The organism is Nocardia mexicana NBRC 108244, from assembly GCF_001613165.1.
Lineage (GTDB): Bacteria > Actinomycetota > Actinomycetes > Mycobacteriales > Mycobacteriaceae > Nocardia > Nocardia mexicana.
This window is the reverse complement of the sequence record NZ_BDBV01000039.1, coordinates 76,651-96,913: the sequence shown is the minus strand read 5'-3', so window position 1 is coordinate 96,913 and position 20,263 is coordinate 76,651. Positions and strand designations below refer to the sequence as shown.

General features: G+C 69.0%; 20 protein-coding genes. 13 read left to right on the top strand and 7 right to left on the bottom strand.

Annotation, left to right across the window (positions count from 1 at the left end):
* The 7 genes from NM1_RS16440 to nuoN form a co-directional block, all read left to right on the top strand.
* Positions 1-862, top strand: an 862-nt coding sequence (locus NM1_RS16440) for a molybdopterin dinucleotide binding domain-containing protein (RefSeq protein ID WP_157123928.1), incomplete at its 5' end; no start/stop codon positions are given.
* The gene (gene nuoH / locus NM1_RS16435; protein ID WP_068020431.1) at positions 855-2,714 is read left to right on the top strand and encodes an NADH-quinone oxidoreductase subunit NuoH; all 1,860 of its coding nucleotides are present in this window, start codon (positions 855-857) and stop codon (positions 2,712-2,714) included. The genes NM1_RS16440 and nuoH, both read left to right, overlap by 8 nt.
* 46 nt (positions 2,715-2,760) lie before the next feature.
* On the top strand, positions 2,761-3,606 hold the full coding sequence (locus tag NM1_RS16430) for an NADH-quinone oxidoreductase subunit J (protein WP_084519690.1): 846 nt from the start codon (positions 2,761-2,763) through the stop codon (positions 3,604-3,606).
* Positions 3,607-3,622: 16 nt separating this feature from the next.
* Entirely contained in the window at positions 3,623-3,922 is a 300-nt protein-coding gene (gene nuoK, locus NM1_RS16425) for an NADH-quinone oxidoreductase subunit NuoK (protein ID WP_040748232.1), read from the top strand.
* 1 nt (position 3,923) lies between these two features.
* Complete coding sequence (nuoL, locus tag NM1_RS16420; protein ID WP_068020429.1) at positions 3,924-5,807, top strand: NADH-quinone oxidoreductase subunit L; 1,884 nt, start codon at positions 3,924-3,926, stop codon at positions 5,805-5,807.
* Entirely contained in the window at positions 5,804-7,423 is a 1,620-nt protein-coding gene (locus NM1_RS16415) for an NADH-quinone oxidoreductase subunit M (protein WP_068020427.1), read from the top strand. The genes nuoL and NM1_RS16415 overlap by 4 nt, the downstream gene beginning before the upstream one ends.
* Before the next feature lie 31 nt (positions 7,424-7,454).
* Positions 7,455-9,080 carry an NADH-quinone oxidoreductase subunit NuoN gene (gene nuoN, locus NM1_RS16410; RefSeq protein WP_068020423.1) on the top strand — a complete coding sequence of 542 codons (1,626 nt, stop codon included), beginning with the start codon at positions 7,455-7,457 and terminating at the stop codon, positions 9,078-9,080.
* A gap of 114 nt (positions 9,081-9,194) precedes the next feature.
* Here the strand turns inward: nuoN and NM1_RS16405 are convergent, their stop codons facing one another.
* Together NM1_RS16405 and NM1_RS16400 are read right to left on the bottom strand one after the other, a co-directional pair.
* Complete coding sequence (locus NM1_RS16405) at positions 9,195-10,016, bottom strand: alpha/beta fold hydrolase (protein WP_068020421.1); 822 nt, start codon at positions 10,014-10,016, stop codon at positions 9,195-9,197.
* An 82-nt stretch (positions 10,017-10,098) separates the two neighbouring features.
* Positions 10,099-11,235, bottom strand: coding sequence for an epoxide hydrolase family protein (locus NM1_RS16400; RefSeq protein WP_068020420.1), 1,137 nt, complete (start codon positions 11,233-11,235; stop codon positions 10,099-10,101).
* Positions 11,236-11,297: 62 nt separating this feature from the next.
* Between NM1_RS16400 and NM1_RS16395 the strand changes: the two genes are divergently transcribed.
* From NM1_RS16395 to proS, 5 genes are all read left to right on the top strand, one after another.
* Positions 11,298-12,251 (top strand): helix-turn-helix transcriptional regulator, encoded by a 954-nt coding sequence (locus tag NM1_RS16395; protein WP_068020414.1) that lies wholly within the window; start codon positions 11,298-11,300, stop codon positions 12,249-12,251.
* A gap of 54 nt (positions 12,252-12,305) precedes the next feature.
* Positions 12,306-12,665, top strand: coding sequence for a VOC family protein (locus tag NM1_RS16390; protein WP_068020412.1), 360 nt, complete (start codon positions 12,306-12,308; stop codon positions 12,663-12,665).
* A 78-nt stretch (positions 12,666-12,743) separates the two neighbouring features.
* Positions 12,744-13,340, top strand: coding sequence for a TetR/AcrR family transcriptional regulator (locus tag NM1_RS16385; protein ID WP_068020410.1), 597 nt, complete (start codon positions 12,744-12,746; stop codon positions 13,338-13,340).
* Complete coding sequence (locus NM1_RS16380) at positions 13,337-14,218, top strand: alpha/beta hydrolase (RefSeq protein WP_246011319.1); 882 nt, start codon at positions 13,337-13,339, stop codon at positions 14,216-14,218. The genes NM1_RS16385 and NM1_RS16380 overlap by 4 nt, the downstream gene beginning before the upstream one ends.
* A gap of 30 nt (positions 14,219-14,248) precedes the next feature.
* Complete coding sequence (gene proS, locus NM1_RS16375; protein WP_068020409.1) at positions 14,249-15,688, top strand: proline--tRNA ligase; 1,440 nt, start codon at positions 14,249-14,251, stop codon at positions 15,686-15,688.
* A 30-nt stretch (positions 15,689-15,718) separates the two neighbouring features.
* On the opposite strand, the gene gloA2 is transcribed toward proS, so the two are convergent.
* The 5 genes from gloA2 to NM1_RS16350 all read right to left on the bottom strand — a co-directional run bounded on the left by gloA2 (position 15,719) and on the right by NM1_RS16350 (position 19,303).
* Entirely contained in the window at positions 15,719-16,105 is a 387-nt protein-coding gene (gene gloA2, locus NM1_RS16370) for an SMU1112c/YaeR family gloxylase I-like metalloprotein (RefSeq protein WP_068020407.1), read from the bottom strand.
* Positions 16,106-16,285: 180 nt separating this feature from the next.
* The gene (locus NM1_RS16365; RefSeq protein ID WP_068020405.1) at positions 16,286-17,149 is read right to left on the bottom strand and encodes a fructosamine kinase family protein; all 864 of its coding nucleotides are present in this window, start codon (positions 17,147-17,149) and stop codon (positions 16,286-16,288) included.
* A 33-nt stretch (positions 17,150-17,182) separates the two neighbouring features.
* Positions 17,183-17,968 carry a helix-turn-helix domain-containing protein gene (locus NM1_RS16360; RefSeq protein WP_068020403.1) on the bottom strand — a complete coding sequence of 262 codons (786 nt, stop codon included), beginning with the start codon at positions 17,966-17,968 and terminating at the stop codon, positions 17,183-17,185.
* Positions 17,969-18,004: 36 nt separating this feature from the next.
* Complete coding sequence (locus NM1_RS16355) at positions 18,005-18,418, bottom strand: VOC family protein (protein WP_068020401.1); 414 nt, start codon at positions 18,416-18,418, stop codon at positions 18,005-18,007.
* Positions 18,419-18,439: 21 nt separating this feature from the next.
* Positions 18,440-19,303 (bottom strand): NmrA family NAD(P)-binding protein, encoded by an 864-nt coding sequence (locus NM1_RS16350; protein WP_068020399.1) that lies wholly within the window; start codon positions 19,301-19,303, stop codon positions 18,440-18,442.
* A 108-nt stretch (positions 19,304-19,411) separates the two neighbouring features.
* Between NM1_RS16350 and NM1_RS16345 the strand changes: the two genes are divergently transcribed.
* The gene (locus NM1_RS16345; protein WP_068020397.1) at positions 19,412-20,263 is read left to right on the top strand and encodes an SDR family NAD(P)-dependent oxidoreductase; all 852 of its coding nucleotides are present in this window, start codon (positions 19,412-19,414) and stop codon (positions 20,261-20,263) included.

The window sequence follows — 20,263 nt, the reverse complement described above, 5'->3', positions numbered from 1 at the left end:
CGGCCGCCCCGTCTCGGATTCCCGTGCGCGCCAGCAACTCCGCACCGCCTGGGACATCGACGACCTGCCCGCGGACGACGGGCGCGACACCGGCGAAATCCTTTCGGCCGCGGCTCAGCTGGGCGCCCTGGTGATCGGCGGAGTCGAGGTGGCCGACCTGCCCGACCCGCCCGCGGCGCTCGCCGCGCTCGACGCCGCCCGGTTCGTGGTCAGCCTGGAGCTGCGGCGCAGCGAGGTCACCGATCGCGCCGACGTGGTGTTCCCGGTGGCCTCGGCCATGGAGAAGGCGGGCACGTTCCTCACCTGGGAGGGCCGCCCCCGCCAGTTCGACGCGGCGCTGGGCGATGCCACGGTGCGCCGCGAGGCCGCGCCGCTGGCCGACCACCGGGTGCTGCACGCCATCGCCGACGAGATGAACATCCGGCTCGGGGTCCCCGATGTCGCCTGCGCCCGAGCCGAACTCGCCGATCTCGGCGCCTGGGACGGTCCGCGGCTCCCCGCACCCGCACATCCGCCGCAGCCCCCCGCGCAGCCCGCACCCGGCACCGCCGTACTCGCGGGCTGGCGGATGCTCATCGACCGCGGCCGCATGCAGGACGGCGAGCCGAACCTGGCGGGCACCGCGCGGCCGCCCGTGGTGCGGATGTCGCACGACACGGCCGCCGAAATCGGCGCCACCACCGGCGATCCGGTGCGGGTGAGCACCGACCACGGCGCCGTCGTGCTGCCGCTGGTGATCACCGACATGCCCGACCGAGTGGTGTGGCTGCCGCTGAATTCCCCCGGATCGGTGGTGCACGAACAGCTCGCCACCACCCCCGGCCACCTCGTGCGTATCCGACGGGAGGACCACCGTGAGTGATTTGAGTCTGTTCGGCCACGACCCCTGGTGGCTGGTACTCGGGAAGTGCATCGGCATCTTCATCTTCCTGCTGCTCATCCCGATGCTGGGCGTGCTGCTCGAACGCAAGGTGGTCGCCTGGATGCAGATGCGCGTCGGCCCCAACCGGGTCGGCCCGCGCGGAACGCTGCAGTCCATCGCGGACGGCGTGAAGATGCTCCTCAAGGAGGACATCGTCCCCGCCATCGTGGACAAGCCGATCTACATTCTGGCGCCGGTGATCTCGCTGATTCCCGCGGTGATGGCGTTCGCCGTCATCCCGATGGGGTCGGAGGTGTCGATCTTCGGCACCCGGACCGCGCTGCAGCTCACCGACATGCCGGTCGGCGTCCTCTACATCCTGGCGATGGCCTCGATCGGCGTGTACGGAATCGTGCTGGCGGGCTGGGCCTCCGGGTCGACCTACCCGCTGCTCGGTGGCCTGCGCTCGACGGCGCAGGTGATCTCCTACGAGATCGCCATGGCCGCCTGCTTCGCCGCGGTGTTCCTGCTCTCGGGCACCATGTCCACATCCGGGATCGTCGAAAGCCAGTGGGGCACCTGGAATGTCTTCCTGCTGCTGCCGTCGTTCCTGATCTACGCGGTGTCGATGGTCGGCGAGACCAACCGTGCCCCATTCGACCTGCCCGAGGCCGAGGGCGAGCTGGTCGGCGGCTTCCACACCGAGTACTCGTCGCTGAAGTTCGCCATGTTCATGATGGCCGAGTACATCAACATGGCGACGGTGTCGGCGCTGGCGACCACGCTGTTCTTCGGCGGCTGGCACGCGCCCTTCCCGCTCAACCTGTGGTCCGGCGCCAACTCCGGATGGTGGCCGCTGCTCTGGTTCACCGCCAAGGTGTGGATGTTCCTGTTCGTGTTCATCTGGCTGCGCGGCACGCTGCCCCGGATGCGCTACGACCAGTTCATGAATCTGGGCTGGAAGCTGCTGATTCCGGTGTCGCTGCTGTGGGTGATGGTCATCGCGACGCTGAAGGTGCTGCAGGACAACGGGATCGAGATCCAGACCGCGGGCATGGTGATCGGCGGGATCGTGCTGACGGTGCTGCTGATCGGCGTCATGCTGCGCGCCGGGCACAAGGGCGACGACCGCGCCGCCGAATCCGCGGCCACCGAATCGCCCGCGGCCGAGGCCTATGCGGGTTTCCCGGTGCCGCCGATGCCGCCCCAGCCGGTTCGCGAGACCGCCAAGCCGGGCCTGCTCGATCCGCTCGCCGGATTCGCCGTCACCTTCGGCACCATGTTCAAGGAGAAGAACACCGAGTTCTATCCGGAGCAGAAGGTCCCGACCGCGCCGCGCTACCACGGCCGCCACCAGCTCAACCGGCACCCGGACGGGCTGGAGAAATGCATCGGCTGCGAGCTGTGCGCCTGGGCCTGCCCCGCCGACGCCATCTACGTCGAAGGCGCCGACAACACCGAGACCGAACGCTTCTCCCCCGGCGAGCGTTACGGCAGCGTCTACCAGATCAACTACCTGCGGTGCATCGGCTGCGGCCTGTGCATCGAGGCGTGCCCGACCCGGGCGCTCACGATGACCAACGAGTACGAGATGGCCGACGACAACCGCGGCGACCTCATCTTCGAGAAGGACCAGTTGCTGGCGCCGCTGCGCTCGGGCATGCTCCCGCCGCCGCACGCCATGTATCCCGGTACCAACGACGAGGACTACTACCTCGGCAAGGTGCCCGCGGCCCCCGGCACCCCCGAGGACACCGGATTGCGCGAGAACGGCGACGTCGAACCAGCCGTAGAGCAGTCCGACTCCGACCGGGAGCCCGCCGCGGTCGGCGCGGAAGGAGCCCCGCAATGATTCGCCGTGCCGAACCCCGTCCCTCCGGCACAGCAGGAGGTGCTCGATGAATTACCTTGCTGCCGAGGCGGTTACCCGCACCTCCACCGGCGAGGCCGTCATGTTCTGGATCCTCGCCGTGGTCTCCGTGGCGGGCGCGCTGGGCATGGTCTGCGCGCGCAAGGCCGTGCATTCGGCACTGTGCCTGGCCGCCACCATGATCGCGCTGTCGATGTTCTACATCGCCCAGAAGGCCCTGTTCCTGGGCGTGGTGCAGATCGTGGTCTACACCGGCGCGGTCATGATGCTGTTCCTGTTCGTGCTGATGCTCGTCGGCGTCGACTCGGCCGAATCGCTGCGGGAAACGCTGCGCGGCCACCGGATCGGCGTGATCGTGGTCGGCCTCGGGTTCGGGGCACTGCTCATCGGGGCGATCGCCCGCGGCGTGCACGACGACGCCGTCGCCCCCGTCGGGCCGGGCTTCGGCGAGGACACCATCGCCGCGCTGGCCGAGCTGATCTTCATTCGCTACGTATGGGCGTTCGAGCTGACCGGCGCCCTGCTCATCACCGCCACCATCGGCGCCATGGTGCTGGCGCACCGCGAGCGGTTCGGTCCCAAGACCGATCAGAAGGAGATGTCCAAACGCCGAGTGCGGGAGGGACATCGGGTCACCCCGCTGCCCGTGCCCGGCGTGTACGCCCGGCACAACGCGGTCGACACCCCGGCCCGGCTGCCGGACGGCTCGTTCGCCGAAGACTCCGTCAGTACCATCCTGCGCCACCGCCGCGACCGCGCGCACACCGAGGCGGCCGCCATCGGCGTGGGCGCCGCGAACGGGAACAACGGTTCCGCCACAACTCCTTCCGACAGCGACAGCGCCTCTCATCCGGGCGACCGTCGGCACGGCTGACTAGAAAGGCTCTGCGGTGAATCCGGACAACTACCTGTACCTGTCCGCGCTGCTGTTCACCATCGGCGCGGCCGGTGTTCTGGTGCGGCGCAACGCGATCGTGGTGTTCATGTGCATCGAGCTGATGCTGAACGCGGTGAACCTGGCCTTCGTCACCTTCGCGCGGGAGCGCGCGAACCTCGACGGCCAGGTGTACGCGTTCTTCACGATGGTGGTCGCCGCCGCCGAGGTCGTCGTCGGCCTGGCCATCATCATGACCATCTTCCGCGCCCGTCGCTCGACCTCGGTCGACGACGCCAACCTGCTGAAGTACTGACGTGGGTACCACGGCGACGCTCTGGTTGCTGCCGGCACTGCCGCTGACCGGAGCCGTGATCCTGTTGCTCGTCGGCCGTTTCGGCAACCGCTGGGGGCATTGGCTCGGCTGCCTCACGGCCCTCGCGTCGTTCGGGGTGGCCGGTTGGGCATTCTTCGACATGCTCGGGCGTTCCCTCACCGACCGGCCGATCGAGCACAGCTTGTTCAGCTGGGTGCCGGTGGCCGGGCTCCAGGCCGACTTCGCACTCCAACTCGATCAGCTGTCGATGTGCTTCGCGTTGCTGATCACCGGGGTCGGCTCGCTGATCCACATCTACTCGGTCGGCTACATGTCGCACGATCCCGCGCGGCGCCGGTTCTTCGCCTACCTCAACCTGTTCCTGGCCGCGATGCTGGTGCTGGTGATGGCGGACAACTACCTGGTGCTGTATCTGGGCTGGGAGGGTGTCGGCCTGGCGTCCTACCTGCTGATCGGGTTCTGGCACGAAAAGCCGTCCGCCGCAACGGCGGCCAAGAAGGCGTTCGTGGTGAACCGGGTCGGCGACATGGGGCTGGCGATCGCGCTGTTCGTCATGTTCGCCACCTTCGGGTCGGTCGACTTCGGGCAGGTGTTCGCCGGGGCCACGCAGGCGGGCGAGGGCACGCTGACCGCGATCGGGCTGCTGTTGCTGCTGGGCGCGTGCGGTAAGTCCGCGCAGGTGCCGCTGCAGTCCTGGCTCGGGGACGCGATGGAGGGCCCGACGCCCGTGTCGGCGCTCATCCACGCCGCGACCATGGTGACCGCCGGTGTCTACCTGATCGCCCGCTCCGGGCCGATCTTCGATCTCGCGCCCGGCGCCCGCGCCGGGGTCATGGCGGTGGGCGCCGTGACGCTGCTGTTCGGCGCGATCATCGGTTGCGCGAAGGACGACATCAAGAAGGCCCTGGCCGCCTCCACCATGAGCCAGATCGGGTACATGGTGCTGGCGGCGGGCCTCGGGCCGATCGGCTACGCGGCCGCGATCATGCACCTGCTCACCCACGGCTTCTTCAAGGCCGGGCTGTTCCTCGGCGCCGGATCGGTGATGCACGGGATGAACGACGAGACCGATATGCGGCGTTACGGCGGGCTGCGCAAGGTCATGCCGATCACCTACGTCACCTTCGGCCTGGGCTATCTCGCGATCATCGGGGTGCCGCCGTTCTCCGGATTCTTCTCCAAGGATCGAATCATCGAGTCCGCCTTCGCCTTCGGCGGTTTCGGCGGCATCCTCACCGGCGTGGTCGCGCTGGCGGGCGCCGGGATCACCGCGTTCTACATGACGCGGGTGATGCTGATGACCTTCTTCGGCGAACGCCGCTGGCGCGAGGACGCCCATCCGCACGAATCGCCCGCCTCGATGACCGGCCCGATGATCGTGCTGGCCCTCGGATCCGTCGCCGCCGGAGGGCTGCTGGTGCTCGGCTCCTCGCTGCAGGACTGGCTGGCGCCGGTGGTGGGCGTCCACCACGGCGACTCCCCGATTCCGGCCTGGGCGATCACGCTCTTCGCGCTGGTCGTCGTGGCGGCCGGGATCTGGGTCGCCTACGACGAGTACGCGCGCACCGTGCCCGAGACGGCCCCGGCCGGATCGCCGCTGACCCGCGCGGCCCGCCGCGACCTCTACGGCGACGCCGTCAACGAGGCGGCGTTCATGCGCCCCGGCCAGCACCTGACCCGTTCGCTGGTGTTCGTCGACAACCGCGGCATCGACGGCCTGGTCAACACCACGGCCGCCGTCATCGGCGGCCTGTCGGCCCGAATCCGGCGCGTGCAAACAGGTTTCGTGCGCTCCTACGCCCTGTCCATGTTCACCGGCGCGGCCCTCGTGGTCGCCGCCCTGCTGGCGGTGAGGTTGCTGTGAGTGAGTTCCCCTGGCTGACGACGCTGTGGGTGCTGCCCCTCGTCGGAGCGATCCTGGTGTTGGTGCTGCCCAGCGCGTGGCGCACGGCGGCCCGCTCGACCGGGTTGGTGATCGCGGTGGCCACCCTAGTGGTCGGGATCATCGTCGCGGTCCGGTTCGAACCCGGCGGCGCTCAGTTCCAGTTCGTCGAATCGCACACGTGGATACCGGCTTTCGGGGCCGGATACACCCTCGGCGTCGACGGCATCGCCCTGGTGCTGGTGCTGCTGACCGCGGGCCTGATACCGCTGCTGCTGCTCGCGGGGTGGAAGGACGAGCGGGAGGTCGGCACCGGACCGCGGGTCGCGCACATCTACGTGGCGTTGACGCTGATCGTCGAATCGATGGTGCTGATCTCGTTCACCTCGCTGGACATCCTGCTGTTCTACGTGTTCTTCGAGGTCATGCTGATCCCGATGTACTTCCTGATCGGCGGGTTCGGGCCGCGCACCGAGGATCTCGCGCTGCGGCAGCAGCGTTCCCGCGCGGCGGTGAAGTTCCTGCTGTACAACCTGTTCGGCGGGCTGATCATGCTGGCCGCGGTGATCGGGCTGTACGTGCTCACCGCGCGGGAGCAGCTCGGCGCCGACGGCGGCGGCACGTTCGACTTCCGTGCCGTCATGGCGGCCGCCAACTCCGGTGAATTGGGCGCGGGCCCCGCGGTTCTCAATGCCCTGTTCCTCGGCTTCATGTTCGCCTTCGCGGTGAAGGCGCCGCTGTGGCCGCTGCACACCTGGCTGCCCGGCGCCGCCGTCTCCGCCACCCCCGCCAGCGCGGTGCTCATGATGGCGGTGGTCGACAAGGTCGGCACGTTCGGCATGCTGCGCTACTGCCTGCTGCTGTTCCCCTCCGCCTCGTCCACCTACGCGCCGATGATCAGCACACTGGCGGTGATCGGCATCATCTACGGGGCGCTGCTGGCGATCGGGCAGACCGACGTGATGCGGCTCATCGCCTACACCTCGATCTCGCACTTCGGATTCATCATCCTGGGCATCTTCGCCATGACGAACCAGGGCGGGGCCGGGGCGACGCTGTACATGATCAACCACGGCATCTCCACCGCGGCGCTGTTCCTGATCGCCGGATTCCTGGTGTCGCGCCGCGGAACCCGGGTGATCGCCGACTTCGGCGGGGTGCAGAAGGTGGCGCCGATCCTGGCGGGCACCTTCTTCATCGCCGGTCTCGCCACCCTGTCACTGCCTGGGCTGGCACCATTCGTCAGTGAATTCCTGGTGCTGGCAGGCACATTCACCCGTTATCCGGTCGCGGCGATCTGCGCCACCAGCGCCCTGGTGCTGGCGGCGGTGTACGTGCTGTGGCTGTACCAGCGGATGATGACCGGCCCGGTCAAGAAGGGCAACGAACGCCTCTACGACCTCCTGCCCCGCGAACTGGTCGTCGTGGCACCGCTACTGGCCGCGCTGCTGTTCCTGGGCGCCTACCCCAAACCGGTCCTGGACCGCATCAACCCCGCGGTCGCCACCACCCTCACCACCATCGGCAAACACGACCCCGCACCGACGGTGCCCCACCAGGAGGCCGCCGCCACCCCGACCGGAGGTGCGCACAAATGAGCCGGGATCCCCTCAGCGGAGGTACAGACCTGTGAACGACGTTCTCGCAGCAACGATTCCGGCACCCTCCATCGAGTACGGCGCGCTCTCCCCGATGCTCATCGTGTTCGGCGCCGCGGTCGCGGGGGTGATCGCCGAGGCCTTCGCGCCGCGCGCCTGGCGGTACTGGCTGCAGCTCGTGCTCGGCTTCGCGGGGCTCGGCGTGGCTCTGGGTGCGGTGATCGGCCTGGCGGGCACGAGCACCACCGCGGTCGTCGACGCGGTGGCCGTCGACAATGTGGCGCTGTTCTTCCAGGGCGCCATTCTGGTGGTGTCGATCCTCGGACTGCTGCTCATGGCCGAGCGCGGTATCGAACCACTGCTGCAGCGGGTCCGCCGCGAGGGCCCGGGCACGTGGAGCCGCGCCGCCGCGCAGCCCTCGGGCGCCACCGTCCCCGTGGACGCGTTCACCCCGCAGGCCGCGGCGATGCCCGGGAGCCCCGACGAGATCGCCGCCGCGCGAGCGGGAATCACCACCACCGAGGTGTTCCCGCTGGCCATGTTCGTGGTCGGCGGGCTGATGCTGTTTCCCGCCTCCAACGACCTGCTGACCATGTTCATCGCGCTGGAGGTGCTGTCGCTGCCGCTGTATCTGCTGTGCGGGCTGGCGCGTCGGCGCCGGCTGCTGTCGCAGGAGGCGGCGCTGAAGTACTTCCTGCTCGGCGCGTTCTCCTCGGCGTTCTTCCTCTACGGCATGGCGCTGCTGTACGGGTACGCGGGCACCGTCACCTTCGGCGGCATCGCCGATGTGGTGGCTCGCGATACCGGCTCGAAAACCCTTGCGGTGCTGGGCTTGGCGATGCTCGCGGTCGGTCTGCTGTTCAAGATCGGCGCGGTGCCGTTCCAGTCCTGGGTGCCCGATGTCTACCAGGGCGCGCCGACCCCGGTGACGGCCTTCATGGCGGCCGGTACCAAGATCGCCGCGGTCGGTGCGCTGCTGCGCATCCTGCAGGTGGCGCTGCCCGGACTGCGTGACGACTGGCGGCCGATCCTGGCGGCGGTCTCCATCGCCACCATGGTGGTCGGCGCGATCATGGCGCTCACGCAGACCGATGTGAAGCGCGTGCTGGCGTACTCCTCGGTGGCGCATGCCGGGTTCATCCTCACCGCGCTCGTGGCCGCGAACCCCGCGGGTGTGTCGTCGGTCCTGTTCTATCTGACCGTCTACGGCATCGGCACGATCGGCGCCTTCGCGGCGGTGACGCTGGTGCGCGACGGGGTGGGGAACGAGGCCACCGCGCTGTCGGCGTGGGCCGGTCTGGGCCGCCGGTCACCGTGGCTGGCAACGATTTTCGCGCTGTTCCTGCTGTCGATGGCCGGAATTCCGCTCACCAGCGGCTTCGTCGCCAAGTTCGCGGTGTTCGAGGCGGCGGCGTCCGGCGGTGCCGCTCCCCTGGTGATCGTCGGCGTCCTCGCCAGCGCGGTCGCGGCGTTCTTCTACGTCCGCATCATCGTGCAGATGTTCTTCACCGATCCGCCCGAGGACGCCCCGCAGATCGTCACCCCGCCGATCACGACCGCGGTCATCACCGTCACCGCCGCGGCCACCGTAGTGCTCGGCATCCTGCCGCAGCCGCTGCTCGACATGGCGGACGGGGCAACGGTTTTCGTCCGCTGAACCGATCGTGTGCCCCGGGTGCCGCCGCGCCCGGGGCACACGTGTATTCGGACCCCGCGTCCCCTTCAACTTCGCCGTGGTCGCCAGGCGATGCCGGGACGCACAGGACCGGCCTCAGCCGATGACCTCGCGCAGTCGCTCGGCGAACTTCACGGGGTCCTCCATGAATCCGGTGTGCCCGCCCGGGAACAAGGTCGGCTCGAGGTCGAGTTCCGCGGCCAGCGTGCGGGAGGTGAGATCGCAGAACTGGCCCGCGGAGGCGTCGCCGATGCCGATGACCAATCGGGTCGGGGTGGCGCGCAGGGCGTCGAGGTCGGGTACCCAGCCCGAGGTCTTCCGCAGCTCGTGGGCGAACCAATACCGTTGGCTGGCATGCTCTTCCGGGTCCTTCTCGCCGGCGAACATCTGCTGGAACATCTCCTCCGGCAGCTCCATCCCCGTGAACGCGATGAATTGCCGCCAGGCCCCGAGTTCGTCGCCCGCGAGATAGGTCGCGACCATCTCCTCGGTGGCGGCCCGGCGCTCGTCCCGGCCGTCGAGCAGTTCGCCGAGCGGCGGCTCGTGGGCGATGACGGTGCTCGCGACCTCCGGATCGGCTTGTGCCAGAGCCAATCCGGTGATCGCACCGCCGCTGGAGCCGATCACCACGGCGGGCCCGGCGCCGAGATGCCGGATGAGCCGCGCCAGATCCCCGGCCCGCAGTTCCGGCGTGGAATCCTGCTCCGGATCATCGAGGACGCTGCCGAAATGACCGCGCGGATCGGTGGTGAGCACGGTGTGGTCGGCCGCCAGCAGATCGGCGATCGGGGCGAACGACGCCGAATGCATCGGTGCGCCGACGAAGGCCACCAGCGGCCCACTGCCGCGGACCTCGTAGTACAGGCGCACGCCGGGTGCGGAAAGCGTACCGGCGGTGACGGGGACGGGCGAGGTCATAGATCCTCCAGGGTTCGGCACGAACTGGTCGCCTGTTTCGACTGCGCCGGTCCCCGAAACTCATCGGTGCCGCGGCGATTTCCTACCGCAGCTTGCGGAAGAACTCGCGCAGATCGGCGACCAGCAGATCCGGCGCCTCCATCGCGGCGAAGTGCCCACCACGATCGAACTCCGACCAGTGCACGACATTGTGCTGTTTATCGGCGAGACCGCGGATGGTCCCACCGCCCGGGAACACCGCCACTCCGGTGGGCACGCCGGAGTTCGCCAGATCGGCGCCCCACTGCTGAGATTCCTTGTACAGCAACATCGATGAGCCGATCGTACCGGTGAACCACAGCACGCTCAGGTCGGTGAGCAGCATATCGCGATCGATCGCGTCGTCGGGCAGTTCCTTGTCCGGATTCATGTACGTGTGCACGACGTCGAGCACCCATGCCAGCAGGCCCGCCGGGGAGTCGTTCACCGCCGGAGCCAGCGTCTGCGGCCGGGTGGAGTGGATGCCCGCGTATCCGGAGGTGTCCTGGCTGCTCCAGTCCTGCAGCCGCGCGAGTTTCTCCTGATCGCCTGCGCTGTAACCGGATCCGTCGTCGTCCCACGACGGAATGGTGATCGGGTCGTTGAGGTGCACGCCCGCGACGTGATCGCCGTCGATGCGGCCCAGCTGCGGCGCGATGAACGACCCCGCGTCGCCGCCCTGTGCGCCGTAGCGCTCATAGCCCAGCCGCGCCATCAGCTTCGCGATCAGCTCGGCCGACCGCTCGGTGGCGGCCTCCCCCGGCGCCCGGGTCGGCCCGGAGAACCCGAACCCGGGCAGGGTCGGAATCACGAGGTCGAACGCGTCGGCCGCGTCGCCGCCGTGCGCGACGGGATCGGTCAGCGGGCCGATCACCTCGCGGAAGTCCTCGAACGGCCAGCCGTGCACCAGCACGAGCGGCAGCGCACCGGATTCCGCCGATCGCACGTGCGTGAAATGCAGGCGCTGCCCCTCGATTTCGGCCAGGTACTGCGGCAGCGCGTTCATCTCGGCCTCGTGCCGCCGCCAGTCGTATTCGGTGCGCCAGTACTCGGCCAGCCGGCGCACGTAGTCGGTCGGAATGCCGTAGTCCCAGCCGACGCCCGGCAGTTCGGCGGGCCAGCGGGCGGCGGCCAGGCGGGCGCCGAGGTCGTCGATGTCGTGCTGCGGGATGTCGATGCGGAAGGGCTCGAAATTCGTCATGCCTCGAACCTACGAACCAGTTAGGTCAGGTCCGGTCCTAAGCGAATGGCATTCTGAGAGTCATGTTGGAGACCTCCGCGCGCCTGCTGCGCGTCCTGTCGCTACTGCAGGAACACCGCGACTGGCCGGGCGCCGACCTCGCCGAGCGGCTGGGCGTCACCGTCCGCACGGTGCGGCGCGATATCGACCGGCTGCGGGAGCTGGGTTATCCGGTGCACGCCGTGCGCGGTATCGCCGGATACCGGCTCGGCGCCGGATCCGCGCTGCCGCCGCTGCTGCTCGACGACGAGGAGGCGCTCGCGGTCGCCGTGGGGCTGCGCACCGTCGCGGGCGGGACGGTGGCCGGGATCGAACAGGCCTCGCTCCGCTCGCTCGCGAAGCTCGAGCAGGTGCTGCCGTCCCGCCTGCGCCATCGGCTGACCACGCTGCAGCGCTCGATGGTGCGCGTGGGCGGGACCGCTCCGCGCGTCGATCCCGACGTGCTGATCGCCATCTCCGAGGCCTGCGACCGGCACGAGCGACTGCGGTTCGATTACACCGATCACGGTGGGCGGCAATCGATTCGCGATACCGAGCCGATGGCGGTCGTCAACTTCAGCAGGCACTGGTATCTGGTCGCCTGGGATGTCGAACGCGACGACTGGCGGTCGTTCCGGATCGATCGGCTGCACCCGAAGATCCCGACGGGCCCGCGGTTCACACCGCGCGAGCTACCCGGCGGCGATGTCGTCGCCTACCTGTCGAACCGGCTGTCGGACGAGGCGTGGTCGTGGCGGGCGACGGTCGCCCTGCACCGCCCCGCCGCCGAACTCGCCGAGAGCATCTGGCCGGGCATGGGCGTGCTGGAGGCCGTCGACGACACCCGCTGCCTGCTGCATATCGGGGCGGATACGCCATGGTCGCTGACCTGGATGATCACGTCGCTGGACGTCGATTTCACCGTCACCGGACCGCCCGAGCTGGTCGAAGCCGTTCGCGCCCTGGGCAATCGCTGCCTGGCCGCCGTGCGCGAGTAGGTGCCGTCCTTGCACCCCGGTTCGCAAGCCGTGGCCGAGTGATAGCTTTTGCCCATGATCAACGGTGCGCACACCATCCTCTACGCCACCGACGCCGACCGGGCCCGGGCGTTCTTCCGTGATGTCCTGGGCCTGTCGAACGTCGACGCCGGCAACGGCTGGCTGATCTTCAAGTCGCCGCCCGCCGAGCTGGCGGTGCACCCCGCCGACGGTCCCGCCGCGGGCCGCATCGAGCTCTACCTGATGTGCGACGACCTGCCCGCGACGATCGAGGAACTGAAGGCCCGCGGCGTCGAATTCACCAGCGACATCACCGAAGCGGGCTGGGGCATGCTGACCTCGCTCGCGGTACCGGGCGCCGGTGAGATCGGGCTGTATCAGCCTCGCCATGAGACCGCCTACGACCTGGACTGATCGGCATTCTCGGACGACCCAGCTTGTTCCTACCTATATTAGGGTATAACCTAATATAGGTAGGAAGGAGGTGAGGGAATGTCACCCCGTGCCGGATTGACCGCGGACCGGATCACCCGGACCGCCGCCGAACTCGCCGACGAGATCGGATTCGACAACGTCACGCTGTCGGCCGTCGCGCGCAAGTTCGGCGTGAAGGACCCCAGCCTGTACTCGCACGTGCGCAACCTGCACGATCTGCGGGTGCGAGTGGCGCTGCTCGCGGGCGCCGAACTCAACGACCGCATCGGCGCCGCGGTCGCGGGCCGGGCCGGGAAGGACGCGCTGATCGCCTTCGCCGACGCCTACCGCGCCTACGCGCTCGAGCATCCGGGCCGATATGCGGCCACCCAGATCCGCATGGATCCCGCCGAGGTCGGCAACGAGCCCGCCCTGCTGCGCAGCATCGAACTCACCGGCGCCGTACTCCGCGCCTACGGCCTCTCCGAACCGGAGCTGACCGACGCAGGCCGCCTGCTGCGCAGCACCTTTCACGGTTTCGCCACCCTCGAGGGATCCGGCGGATTCGCGCATTCGCGCCCGACCGGCACCAGCTGGAGAAACATCCTCGACGCCCTGCACCTGACGTTGTCACGGTGGCCGTCGAATTCGACCGAGCAAGGCGAACCCCGGTGAGATCCGAACCCGCCTCGAGATATGAACCGATACCGCGACCCGAGACGCTGCGTGTACCGGGGGCCCGGCTGTATTACGAAACTCGCGGCAGCGGACCGGTTCTGCTGCTGATTCCCGGCGGTGGCGGCGATGCGGGAATCTTCGACGGCATGGCCGAATCGCTCGCACGGCATTTCACCGTCGTCGCGATGGACCCGCGCGGCTACTCCCGCAGCACCCTCGACAGTGGTGCGCCGGAGGACCAGCACGTCGCGGTGCAGAGCGACGACGCCCACCGGCTGCTGGCGCACCTCACCGACGAACCGGCTTACGTTGTCGGCAGCAGCAACGGCGCCATCGTCGGTCTCGACCTGCTGGCGCGCCACCCCGACCGGGTGCGCACCCTCGTCGCCCACGAACCACCGTGCTTCGCGGTACTTCCCGATGCCGCCGACCACCGCGCCATGATCGACGAGGTGTACACGCTGTTCCGCACCGAAGGCCCCGCGACCGCGTCCGCCCGCTTCGTCGCGGCGATCGGCGGCACCATGAAGGCCGCGCCCGAGGTGTCGGAGCTGTCGCCGCGCACCGCCGAGATGTGGGCCCGGCTGGCCGCCAACGGGCCGATCATGATGGCCCACGAACTACGCGAATTCACCTCCTACATACCGGATTACGCGGCCCTGGAGGCCACCCGGGAGCGCCTGATCCCCGCCGCGGGCCGCGAGTCACGCGGACATCTCCCCTACCGTCCCATCGCGGCGATTGCCGATCGACTGGGACTGCCGCTCACCGAGTTCCCCGGGGCACACAATGGGATGCGTGCCGACGCAGTCGAATTCGCGCAGCAGCTGAACGGGTTGCTGGCGGGCACGCCGGAGCAGGTGCCTTTTCGGTAATACGGTGGCGGCCCAGTAATCTCTTTGCACATGGCACGGGACGAACGCGGTGTGACCGCCCAGAGTGAGGACTTCGCTGCCTGGTACAACGAGGTGGTCTTCAAGGCCGGCCTCGTCGACCGCGGCCCGGCCAAGGGCACGATGGTCATCCGACCGTACGGATACCGGCTGTGGGAGCAGTTGCAGTCCGAACTCGACCGCCGCATCAAAGAGACCGGCCACGAGAACGCCTACTTTCCGCTGCTGATCCCGGAAAGCTACCTCAGCCGCGAAGCCGAACACGTCGAAGGGTTTTCGCCGGAGCTGGCGGTCGTCACCCATGCCGGTGGCAAGGAGCTCGAGGAGTCGCTGGTGGTGCGGCCGACGTCGGAGACGGTCATCGGCGAGATGATGAGCAAGTGGATCAGCTCGCACCGCGACCTGCCGATGCTGCTCAATCAGTGGTCGAATGTGGTGCGGTGGGAGATGCGGCCGCGCATGTTCCTGCGCACCACCGAGTTCCTGTGGCAGGAAGGCCACACGGCGCACGCCGACGAGGCCGATGCGCGCCGTGAAACCGAACTCGGTCTCGACATCTATCACGAGGTGGCGCGAGACCTGGCCGCGATGCCGGTCGTTCCCGGCGAGAAGACGCCCGGCGAGCGCTTCGCCGGGGCGGTCGCCACCTTCACCATCGAGGGCATGATGCGCGACGGCCGCGCCCTGCAGGCGGGCACCTCGCACTACATGGGCACCAACTTCGCCACCGCCTTCGACATCCGCTACACCGGCGAGACGGGCCGAGACGAGTTGTGCCACACCACATCCTGGGGCATGAGCACCCGGATGATCGGCGGCATAGTCATGACCCACGGCGACGACAAGGGCCTGGTGTTCCCGCCCCGGCTGGCGCCGTACCAGGTGGTGATCGTGCCCATCACGCGCGGCGGCAACACTGCGGTCGAGGAGGCCGCCGACGCTCTGGCGCGGCGGTTGCGATCGGCCGGGGTGCGCACCCACGTCGACAACCGCCCGCAGCTCAGCCCCGGATTCAAATACAACGAATGGGAGATGCGCGGCGTCCCGATCCGGCTCGAACTCGGCCCCCGGGACCTCGAGGCGGGCACCGCGATGATGGTGAAACGCCTCGGCGACGAGGGTAAACAGTCCCTGCCCATCGACTCCCTGCCGGAGGCGATGCCGACCATCCTGGACGACTTCCAGGCCTTCCTGCTGGCCCGCGCCACCGAATTCCGCGACACCCACACCCGGACGGTCGACACCTGGACCGATTTCGCCGCCGCGGTCTCCACCGGCTGGGCCTCGACCCTCCACTGCGGCACCCCGGCCTGCGAGGACGACATCAAATCCGTCACCGCCGCCACCCCTCGCTGCATCCCCCTGGCCGCCGACCCGGCCACCGGCACCTGCGTCCGCTGCGGCGCCGACTCCGCCTACGGCAAGCGGGTGATCTTCGGCCGCGCTTACTGAGAAGCCTCGGCAGTCGAAGAACTGGGGCCTTCAGCTCTCGTACAACTCCAGCGGCAGGTCGTCCGGATCGAAGAAGAAGGAGAACCGGCGCCCCGTGAACTCGTCGACCCGCACCTCTTCGGTCCGCACTCCCCTGCCCCGCAGCTCCTCGACCGCCGACGGCACATCGGATACCGCGAAGGCCAGGTGCCGCAGCCCGCACGCCTCCGGCCGCGACGGCCGCGCCGGCGGGTCCGGAAACGAGAACAGCTCCAGCTGCGCCCCGTCCGGCAACGCGAGATCCAGCTTGTACGAACGTCGTTCGGCCCGGTAGTTCTCGGCCACCACCCGCAACCCCAGCACCTCGGTATAGAACGCCTTCGACCTGCCGTAGTCGGAGGCGATGATCGCCGCGTGGTGGATCCGCCGCAGTTCCATCACCCAGACGTTAGTCCACCACCCGTCCCCCGGATCGGCGCTCCCCTCTCCCATCTGGGCTTTTCGGTAGATGGTGAGCGTTCTCGGCTACTGCGCCGGACAAGCCGTCACTACATGCATAGATGCGCATATTTCAGTAAAGGTATTGAAATATGGTCGGATGGCAATCCCGATCGCCCGCTAACCGCGCAGCGCGGATTCCGCCGCGTCGATGGTCATGCTCCGATACGAGCCGCCGAAGAGTACTACATGTACGAGCAGTGGATACAGCTGATGCAGCGGAACACGTTGCCGCCAGCCGGGATTCAGTGGATGGGCCTCGTGGTAGGCCGCCGTCGTGCGATCGAGGTGGGGTGCGCCGAACAGCGCCAGCATGGCCAGGTCGGACTCCCGGTGGCCGCCGTGCGCGGCGGGATCGATCACTTTCGCCCCCTCCGCGGTCCACACCAGGTTGCCCGACCACAGATCGCCGTGGATACGACTGGGAGGTTCGGAAGGTCCTGCGAGAGAATCGATCTCGTTCATGACCCGCTCGATCAGGTGTACGCCCGCGGTGCCGAGCTGCGGTGCCGCGGCCGACAGCAGGGGCGCCAGCCGCCGCTCGGCGTACCAGGGCCCCCACTCCCCCGCCGTCGGCGTATTGTCCTGCGGCAGTGTGGCGATGAAACCCGGCCAGGACGCGCCGTACTCGCCGGGGCCGGTCGCGTGCAGGGATGCCAGCGCGCGACCGAAGGCCTCGGCCGCCCTCGGCGTGGGTGTGGTCGGCTGCAGCCACGGCAGCACGAGCGTCCGCTCGTCCGCCCCCAGCACCGCGGGCACCAGCTCGGCCGGATCGCCCTCCCCCAGCCAGCGCAGTCCGGCGGCCTCGGCGTGCAAGGCAGATCCCATCTCCGAATTCCGGGCGCCGTCGGCCGCTTTCACGAAGACGTCGCGGCCGTCGGCGAGACGGGCGCGGTGCAGTGTCCACGCGTGGCTGCGGCCGAGGTCCGACATCGTCGAGACCGGGACACCGAGCAGGTCGCGCAGGGCGGCGGCTTGGCTCATGGCCTCGATTGTCCACACCGAGCCCGGGCGCGGTTACGCCCCGTGCGGCCCGCTGCGGAGAAATTCCGAGGTGGCGGGGTCGGCGGGGAAGAACGATTCGATGGCCAGTTCGGCGACCGTGACGTTCATGGGTGTTCCGAAGACCGTCATGGCACTGATGAAGGTCAGTTCGGTTCCGTTGTGGCGCAGGCGCAGTGGGACCACCGCCTGTTCGGGTTCGGGCAATCCGGGCTCCTGTTCGCCGCCGGGGTAGTCGCGCAGCTCGGTCAGGAGCGCGCTCAGCTGTGCGGAGCCGGTGATCTCGATCTGGCGTTGCAGCCGTTCGAACAGGTGGCCGCGCCATTCCGCCAGGTTGGCGATGCGGGGCGCCAGGCCCCGCGGATGCAGGCTCAGCCGCAGCGCGTTGACCGGCGGAGTCTGCAGCTCGGCCGGAATGCCCTGCAGGAACAGCCCGGCGCTGGCGTTCGCGTCGACCATGGTCCAGTGCATATCGACCGCCAGGGCGGGGAACGGTTCGTGGCCGACCAGGATCTGGCGCATGGCGGTGCGGACGGGTTGCATCTGGGGGCTGTCCAATCCGGGTTCGGCGTAGACGGGGGCGAATCCCGCCGCCAGCAGCACCCGGTTGCGTTCGCGCAGCGGGATTTCCAGTTCCTCGGACAGGTGCAGGATCATCTGGCGGCTCGGGGTGGCGCGGCCGGTCTCGATGAAGCTGAGGTGGCGGGCGGAGGTTTCGGCGCGGCCCGCCAACTCCAGCTGGCTGAGACGGCGGGTGACCCGCCAGTGCCGGAGCAGGTCACCTGCGGTCTGGGTTTGCACGTGTTCGATCGTACGAAGATCCGTGCGGCGGGCCGATTACCCGGCAGGTAATGCGCGCGGGTCCGGACCGAGGAGGTCCCACCGGTTACCCGAGATATCGGCGAAGACGGCGACGCGTCCGTAGGGTTCGTCGCGCGGGGCGGTGTGGAATCGGACGCCGCCGTCGGTCATGCGCCGGTAGACGCCGTCGAAGTCGTCGACGCGCAGGAAGAATCCGACGCGGCCGCCGGTCTGCTGCCCGATTGCGGCGGATTGCTCCGGGCCGTCGGCGCGTGCGAGCAGGAGGCCGGTGTGCGCTCCGGGCGGGCGGACCACCACCCACCGTTTGGGGCGGCCGTCATTGGTCTGCGCCGGGGTGTCGTCCACCAGGTCGAAGCCGAGCAGGTCGACGAAGAAGGCGAGGGCGCGGTCGTAATCCTCGACGACGAGTGTGACCAGGTCGATCTGCATGGCCTCGACCCTACGGCGCCGCTATCGGGATCGGTGGGCGGCGAATTGCGCGAGGGAGGTGGGCGGGTGGCCGCCGTACTTCTCGATGTCGGGGGTGACCTGGTACAGGCCGGTGCCCTCGCCGAGCAGGCGGAAGATCTCCCACAACTTGGACAGATGCTCCGCGGCGTGGGCGGAACCGTAGAAGTCCAGAGCCCACTGATGCCATTGCGGCGGCGCGATATCGGTGTAGGTGCGGCCGAGCAGGCGCGCGGCCTCTCCGATGGGCAGCACATCGCCGGTCAGCAGCAGCACCGGCTCGGCGGGGCGGTCGGCGGCGGCGAGCAGACCGGCGGCGACGCGGGCGACATCGACGGCGGCGATCAGGGGCAGCACCGTGGTTTCCGGGCCCATCGGCAGCGGCAGGCGGGTGCCGTCGCCGGTGTCCGCGATCAGGGCGAGATTCTCGTGGAAGACGGCGGCGCGCAGGTGGACGGCGCCGATATCGGCCCAGTCCAGGACCTGTTCGGCCACCCAGTGCTGGCGCATGCGCGGCGTGAGCGCCTGCGGACCGGCTGCCAGCTGCGAGACCGAGACGACTCGCTGCAGTCCGGCCTCGCGGGCGGCGACGGCGAATGCGCCCGCGGCGTCGACCAGTCCGTCGATGACCGGATAGGTGAAGTAGGCGCGGCGGACGCCGTCGAGCGCGGCGCGGGTGATGGCGATATCGCGCAGGTCGCCGACGACGACCTCCGCACCCAGCGCACGCAGCGGGGCGGCGCGATCGTCCTCGGTGTGGACGAAGGCGCGGACGGGGATGCCGCGACCCAGTAGCAGGGCGGTGAGGTGGCGGCCCGTGGAGCCCTGCAGTCCCCCGGCGGCGCCTGTCACGAGTACCGGCTCCATCCGTTCACGGTACCGGTTACCGATTGGCACCAAAGGCGTTTCGCGGCGGGTAGGGGTGGTCTCGCAGTGGCAGGACAGGGGCGGGCGGATCTGGCATGGTGATGGGGTATGAAGACGATCCTGATTACGGGGGCGACATCAGGCATCGGGCTGGCGGCAGCGCGGCAGATCGCCGCAGGGGGCGATCGGCTGGTGCTGGTGGGACGCAATCCGGACAAGCTCGCGACGGCGGCCGCCGAGGTGCGCGCGGCGGGAGCGGGTGCGGTGGACACCGTGGAATGCGATGTGGCATCGCAGGATTCGGTGCGGCGGCTGGCGAGCACGGTGCGTGCGGATTATCCCCGGCTCGACGTGCTGGCCAATAATGCGGGCGGATTCTTCTTCGGCCGCGGCGAAACCGCGGACGGGGTGGAATCGACGTTCGCGACCAATCATCTGGGCGGGTTCCTGCTGACCGAGTTGCTGCTGGAGCGGCTGGTGCAGAGCGCGCCGTCGCGCATCGTGTTCACGTCGTCGGTGATGCACTACGGCGCGACCCTCGATCTCGACGACCTCGGTTGTGCGCGTGGGTATTCCGGGCAGAAAGCCTACAGCCGGTCGAAGCTGGCGAATGTGCTGTACGCGCGGGAGTTGTCGCGACGGCTGGCGGGTACGGGCGTGGCCGCCAACGCCTTTCATCCGGGCGCGGTGTCGACCGGGATCTGGGATTTCCTGCCGTGGTTCACGAAACCGGTGATGGGGGCGGTGAAGCGGATCTTCATGGTGCCCGCCGAGGAGGGCGGCCGCCGGCTGGCCTCGTTGGCGACCGATGCCGACCTGGGTGCGGTCACCGGGTGCTATTTCCAGAAGGACCGTGTCAAGGCCCCCTCGCGGGTTGCCCAGGACGACGCGCTGGGAGACCGGCTGACCGAGGTGTGCGCGGACCTGGTCGGACTGTCGGAGCCGTCGCGCCCGCAGTAG